The sequence below is a fragment of the Streptomyces sp. TAA204 genome (assembly GCF_000424965.1).
In genome coordinates this window covers 1-6,413 of sequence record NZ_KE384284.1, presented here as the reverse complement: position 1 = coordinate 6,413, position 6,413 = coordinate 1, and the positions used below count along the sequence as shown (strand labels likewise).

Below are 6,413 nucleotides of genomic sequence, written 5' to 3'. Positions count from 1 at the left end.
CTCCAGCTGCGAATTCAGCGCGCCCTCGGAACGCCCGGAGACCACCCACGGAACAACGCCGCCGAATGCCTCACTCGAACCACGCCCCGGCACACCGACATCCGCACCCGAAACCCCCTCCGAGCCCGCACCGGAACTCCCCGCCCCCGACGGCGACGCCTGCTCCAGAATCAGATGCGCATTCGTCCCGCTGATACCGAACGACGACACACCCGCCCGACGAGGCCTGCCCGACTCCGGCCACTCGGCCTCCTCGGCCAGCAGCTCGACGGCGCCGGCCTCCCAGTCCACATGCGACGACGGCACATCGACATGGAGCGTCCTCGGCAGTACGCCCTCCCGCAACGCCTGCACCATCTTGATCACACCAGCCACACCCGCAGCCGCCTGCGTATGACCCAGATTCGACTTCACCGACCCCAGCAACAACGGCCGCTCACGGTCCTGCCCGTACGTCGCCAGCAACGCCTGCGCCTCGATCGGATCACCCAGCGACGTCCCCGTCCCGTGCGCCTCCACCACATCCACATCACCAGCGGACAGACCACCACTGGCCAACGCCTGACGGATCACCCGCTGCTGCGACGGACCATTCGGCGCCGTCAAACCGTTCGACGCACCGTCCTGATTCACCGCACTGCCCCGCACCACCGCCAGCACCCGATGCCCGCGACGCTCCGCATCCGAAAGCCGCTCCAACACCACCAGACCGACACCCTCGGACCAGCCGGCTCCGTCGGCGGAGTCGGAGAACGCCTTGCTCCGCCCGTCCGCCGCCAGCGCACCCTGGCGGGACAGTTCGGCAAAGGCCATCGGCGTGGACATGACCGTCGCGCCTCCGGCGAGCGCCAGGTCGCACTCGCCCTGCCGCAGCGCCTGGCCCGCCAGATGCATCGCGACCAGCGACGCCGAGCACGCCGTGTCCACCGTCATCGAGGGGCCTTCGAGACCGAGGCTGTAGGAGAGGCGTCCGGAGATGACGCTGGCCGCGAGTCCGGTCGCGGCGTGGCCCTCGCTGTCCTGCTCGGCGTTGGTGAGCAGAGTGGCGTAGTCCTGCCCGTTGGTGCCGACGAAGACTCCTGTCTGGCTGCCGCGCAGGGAGGCCGGGTCGACGCCCGTACGCTCCAGCGCCTCCCAGGACGTCTCGAGCAGCAGCCGCTGCTGCGGGTCCATGGCCAGCGCCTCACGCGGCGAGATACCGAAGAAGGCCGAGTCGAATCCGGCCGGTTCGGTGAGGAATCCGCCTTCCGTGGTCACGCTGCCGCCCTGGACGAGGGCGTCCAGGTCCCACTCCCGGTCGACGGGGAAGGCCGTGATGCCGTCCCGTCCGTCCAGGAGGAGCTGCCACAGCTCTTCCGGTGACGTGACGTCACCCGGGAAGCGGCAGGCCATGCCGACGATCGCGAGTGGCTCGTCCGTCGCGCCGGTGACGGTGGCGGTGGTCGCGGCCGCGGACTTCACCTGCCCACGCTGCCCGAGGAGTTCGTCCCGCAGGTGCCCGGCGAGTGCCCGGGGCGTGGGGTAGTCGAAGATGAGGCTCGCCGGCAGCGGCCGACCGGTGGCGGCGGTGAGCTGGTTACGGAGTTCGACTGCGGTGAGCGAGTCGAATCCGAGGTCGCGGAACGCCTTGTCCTCGCTGACCGCTGTCGCGCCCGAGTAGCTGAGCACGACGGCGATCCGGGTGCGGACGAGTTCGAGCACGGCCTCGTCCTGTTCGGCGCCGGAGAGTCCCTCCAGGCGTTCGCCGAGCTCGGAGGCGAGCGGACCGGTGCCGCGGCGTCCGGCCTGGACGTCCTCCAGCACGCGCCGTGCTTCGGGCAGTTCGGCGAGCAGCGGGATGGGGCGTGTCTCCAGGAGTGAGCTGAGGAGCTGCGGCTGACGAAGGTCCGCGACGGCCACTGTGGCCGCGGGTTCGGCGGCGGCCTGCCACATGGCTGCCACGGCGAGCTGCGGGTCCATGGCTCCGGAGCCCTCGCCCTGTGCCCATTCGCCCGCGCCGGCTGCCATGCCTTCCCCGGCCCACGCTCCCCAGGCGACGGAGGTCGCGGGGAGTCCTTCGGCGTGGCGGTTGTGGGCCAGAGCGTCGAGGACGGCGTTGGCCGCCGCGTAGTTGCCCTGGCCGGGGTTTCCGATGAGGCCCGCGACCGATGAGAACAGCACGAACGCGGAGAGATCGGCCTCGCGGGTCAGTTCGTCAAGGACCAGTGCCGAGGCGACCTTGGCCCTGAACACGGCTTCGAACCGCTCCGGGGTCAGTCCTTCCAGTACGCCGTCGTCGAGCACGCCCGCCGTGTGGACGACTCCGGTGAGCGGCTGGTCCGCGGGGACGGCGTCCAGGACTGCGGCGACGCTGTCGCGGTCGGCCACATCGCACGCGGTGATGGTCACTTCGGCGCCGAGGGCGGCGAGTTCGTCCCGCAGTTCGCCTGCTCCGGGCGCTTCGGGGCCGCGGCGGCTGAGCAGGACGAGCCGCTGTACGCCCCGGCGGGCCAGGTCGCGGGCCACGTGTCCGGCCAGTGCTCCGGTGCCGCCGGTGATCAGTACGGTGCCGGTGGGGTTCATGACGGCGGACGGGTCGGCGTTCGGGGCGGGCACCAGACGGCGGCCGAAGACGCCGGAGGAGCGCACCGCGATCTGGTCCTCGGCTCCGGATCCGGTCAGCACTCCTGCGAATCGCCGTGTCACGCGCTCGTCCAGCGTGGCGGGCAGGTCGACGAGTCCGCCCCACTGCTGGGGGAGTTCCAGTGCGGCCACGCGGCCCAGTCCCCAGACGCCCGCCTGCGCGAGGTCCGTGACCTGCCCGGCACGGTCGACGGAGACGGCGCCACGGGTAACTGCCCATATGGGCGCGGTGATTCCGGTGTCGGCCAGTGCCTGTACGAGCAGCATCGTGTGGAGTGCGCCCGAGGGCACACCGGAGGCGTCAAGCGTGTCGTCCAGCGCGAGGAGCGACACGACGCCGTTCAGGGCGGTGCAGTCCTCGGCCGCTTCGGCCAGTCGGGCGGCCAGGTGGGCGCGTGCGGTCGCGCCGGTGAGTTCGGCGCGGCTGACCTGGACCCGGATCGTGTCCGGCCCCAGTGCCGCCACCGCATCCGCGATCCAGGGCCGGTCCGGGGAGCCGGTTCCGGCGTCTTCCGGGCGTTCCGCGTTTGCCGGGCTCCGGGGGTTCTCGGTGCTCTCGGGGCTCTGGGTGCTCTCGGGGACGACGACGAGCCACGTCCCGGACTCCGTGCTCGTACTTGTGCCCGCTCCCGCGCCTGTGCCCGTGTCCGAGGAGATCCCGGTCAGCGGGGTCCACGACTCGTGGTAGCGCCAGGAGTCCACGGTGGCCTGGGTACGGCGGCGGCTGCGCCACGAGGAGAGGGCGGGCAACACCGCACCCAGGGACGTCAGTTCGGCGTCCGGTTCGACGCCCAGTTCCGCTGCCAGGGAGTTCAGGTCGCCGCTTTCGACCAGACCCCAGAAGGCCGCGTCGGCCGGGTCCGCCAGCTCCGCACCGCTGTCGGCCGCACCGGCCGCGGCAGCCTCGGGCCAGTACCGCTCGTGCTGGAAGGCGTAGGTGGGCAGGTCGGCCCGCTTGGCGCCCGTACCGTCGAAGAGGCGGGCCCATTCCACGCCGGCACCCGAGACGTGCAGCCGCGCCAACGCCGCGACCACGGCCGTCTCCTCCGGCCGGTCCTTGCGCAGCAACGGCACCGCCACCGCATCGGGCAACGACTCCGCCGCCATCGCCGACAGCACCCCGTCCGGACCCAACTCCACGAAGACGGTCACACCTTGCTCAGCGAGCGCGGCCACACCGTCTCCGAAGCGCACGGCCTCCCGCACATGCCGCACCCAGTACGCAGGCGAGCACAGCTCATCACCGGAGGCCACCTCACCCGTCAGGTTCGAGACCACCGCAATACGCGCTTCGCCAAACGACAGCCCCTCCACCACGCGGCGGAAGTCCTCCAGCATCGGATCCATCAACGGCGAGTGAAATGCATGACTGACCAGCAAATTCCTAGTCTTGCGGCCGTCGTCGCCGAAACGCCCGGCGATCTCCCGTACGGCAGGCTCGTCCCCCGCGATCACCACGGAGGAAGGCCCGTTCACCGCGGCGAGGGAGACCTCGGCGGTCAGATGCGGCAGGACCTCCTCCTCGGTCGCCTCGATGGCGGCCATCGCCCCGCCCGTGGGCAGCGCCTGCATCAGCCGTGCCCGCGCGGCCACCAGCGTGCAGGCGTCGTCCAGTGACAGGACCCCCGCCACGTGCGCCGCGGCGATCTCACCGACCGAATGCCCCACCAGGTAGTCCGGCGTGATCCCCCAGGACTCGGTCAGCCGGAACAGCGCCACCTCCAACGCGAACAGGGCGGGCTGGGCGAAGCCGGTCTGATTCAGCAGCTCAGGATCATCGCCCCAGACGATTTCACCGAGCGGCCTGTCGAGGACGGTGTCCAGACGGGCACGCACGTCGTCGAACGCCTCGGCGAAGACCGGGAAGCGCTCGTACAACTCCCTGCCCATGCCGAGCCGTTGACTGCCCTGGCCCGAGAACGCGAACGCCACCAGCCGTTCGTCGGCGGCCACTCCGCGGTCCAGTTCGCGTACGTCCCCGTCCGCGGCCAGCAGAACCGTCCGGTGCTCGAAGGCACTCCGGGACGCCGCCAGCGAATAGCCGAGGTCGACGGGCGTGAATTGCGAGCCGGCGTCGGCGGCGAAGGTCCGGAGGCGCTCCAACTGGGCGTCCAGAGCGGTCTCGGACCGCGCCGACACGACCCACGGCACCGCCTCGGGCACCAACTGCGACTGCTGCATGTCTTGTTGGTCGTCCGTCGCTTCGGCTTCCGGGGCCTGGGCCACTGCCTGGGCGGGTGCTTGTTCGAGGATGAGGTGTGCGTTGGTGCCGCTGACGCCGAACGAGGACACACCGGCCCGCCGGAGGCTGTCGTGCTGGGGCCACTCGCTCTGCTCGGTCAGCAGCTCGACCGCGCCGGACGTCCAGTCGACGTGTGTCGACGGCTCCTCCACGTGCAGCGTCCTGGGCAGCACACCTTCGCGCAGGGCCTGCACCATCTTGATGACGCCCGCAACGCCGCCCGCCGACTGCGGGTGGCCGATGTTGGACTTGATCGAGCCCAGCAGCAGCGGCCGCTCCCGTTCCTGTCCGTACGTGGCCAGCAGCGCCTGCGCCTCGATCGGGTCACCGAGGGTCGTTCCGGTGCCGTGCGCCTCCACCGCGTCCACCTCGGCCGCGTTGAGGCCCGCGCTCGCCAGCGCCTGCCGTATGACGCGCTGCTGGGACGGCCCGTTCGGGGCGGTCAGGCCGTTCGAGGCACCGTCCTGGTTCACGGCACTTCCGCGCACGACCGCGAGAATCCGGTGCCCGTGGCGCTGGGCGTCGGACAGCCGCTCCAGCAGTACGACGCCGGCACCCTCCGACCAGCCGGTGCCGTCCGCATCGTCGGAGAACGCCTTGCAGCGTCCGTCCGCCGCCAGCCCGCCCTGCGAGGTGAAAGCGGCGAAGGCGTTGGGCGTGGACATCACTGCCACGCCACCGGCCAGCGCGAGGTCGCACTCGCCCTGCCGCAGCGCCTGCGCCGCCCAGTGCATCGCGACCAGCGACGACGAGCACGCCGTGTCAACGGTCGCGGCGGGGCCTTCCAGCCCCAGCAGGTAGGAGATCCGCCCCGACAGCACGCTCGCGGCGAAGGCCGTCGTGGCGTACAGCCCCACGTCTTCCTGTGAGCGCTCCAGCAGGTCGGCGTAGTCCTGTCCGGTGGTGCCCATGAACACCCCGGTCTGGCTTCCGCGCAGCGACAGCGGGTCGATACCGCCGCGTTCGAGGGCTTCCCAGGACGTCTCCAGCAGCAGACGCTGCTGCGGGTCCATCACCATGGCCTCGCGGGGTGAGATCCCGAAGAACCCCGCGTCGAACCCTGCCGGATCAGCGAGGAATCCGCCCTCGTAGGTGGCACTGGTGAGAGTGCCGAGGTTCCATCCGCGGTCGGCCGGGAAGTCGGAGATCGCGTCCCTGCCTTCTGCGACGAGCTGCCACAGCTCCTCCGGCGTACTCACTCCGCCGGGGTAGCGGCATCCCATCCCCACGATGACAACGGGGTCGTCGGCGACCGGCGGCAGCGACCGGGCCGGCACAGAGAGCGAAGCTTCGGCACCGAACAGTTCGTCCCGTATGTACTTCGCGAGGGCTGCCGGTGTGGGGTGGTCGAAGACGAGGGTTGCCGGCAGCGGCATGCCGGTGGCCGCCTTGAGCCGGTTACGCATCTCGACGGCGATGACGGAGTCGAATCCGAGGTCGCGGAAGGCCCGGCCGGCGGGGAAGGCGTCGGCGTCCTGATATCCCAGCGCGGCTGCTGCGTGGGTGCGGACCAGGTCCAGCAGTGCCCGCTGACGCTCCGCCTCCGGCA

The 6,413-nt window shown here is 71.1% G+C and carries 1 protein-coding gene; it reads right to left on the bottom strand.

What is annotated here, in order from left to right; all coding sequences use genetic code 11:
• Nucleotides 1–6,413: type I polyketide synthase (locus H343_RS33385; protein ID WP_158679638.1), on the bottom strand; the 6,413-nt coding region annotated here is incomplete at both ends.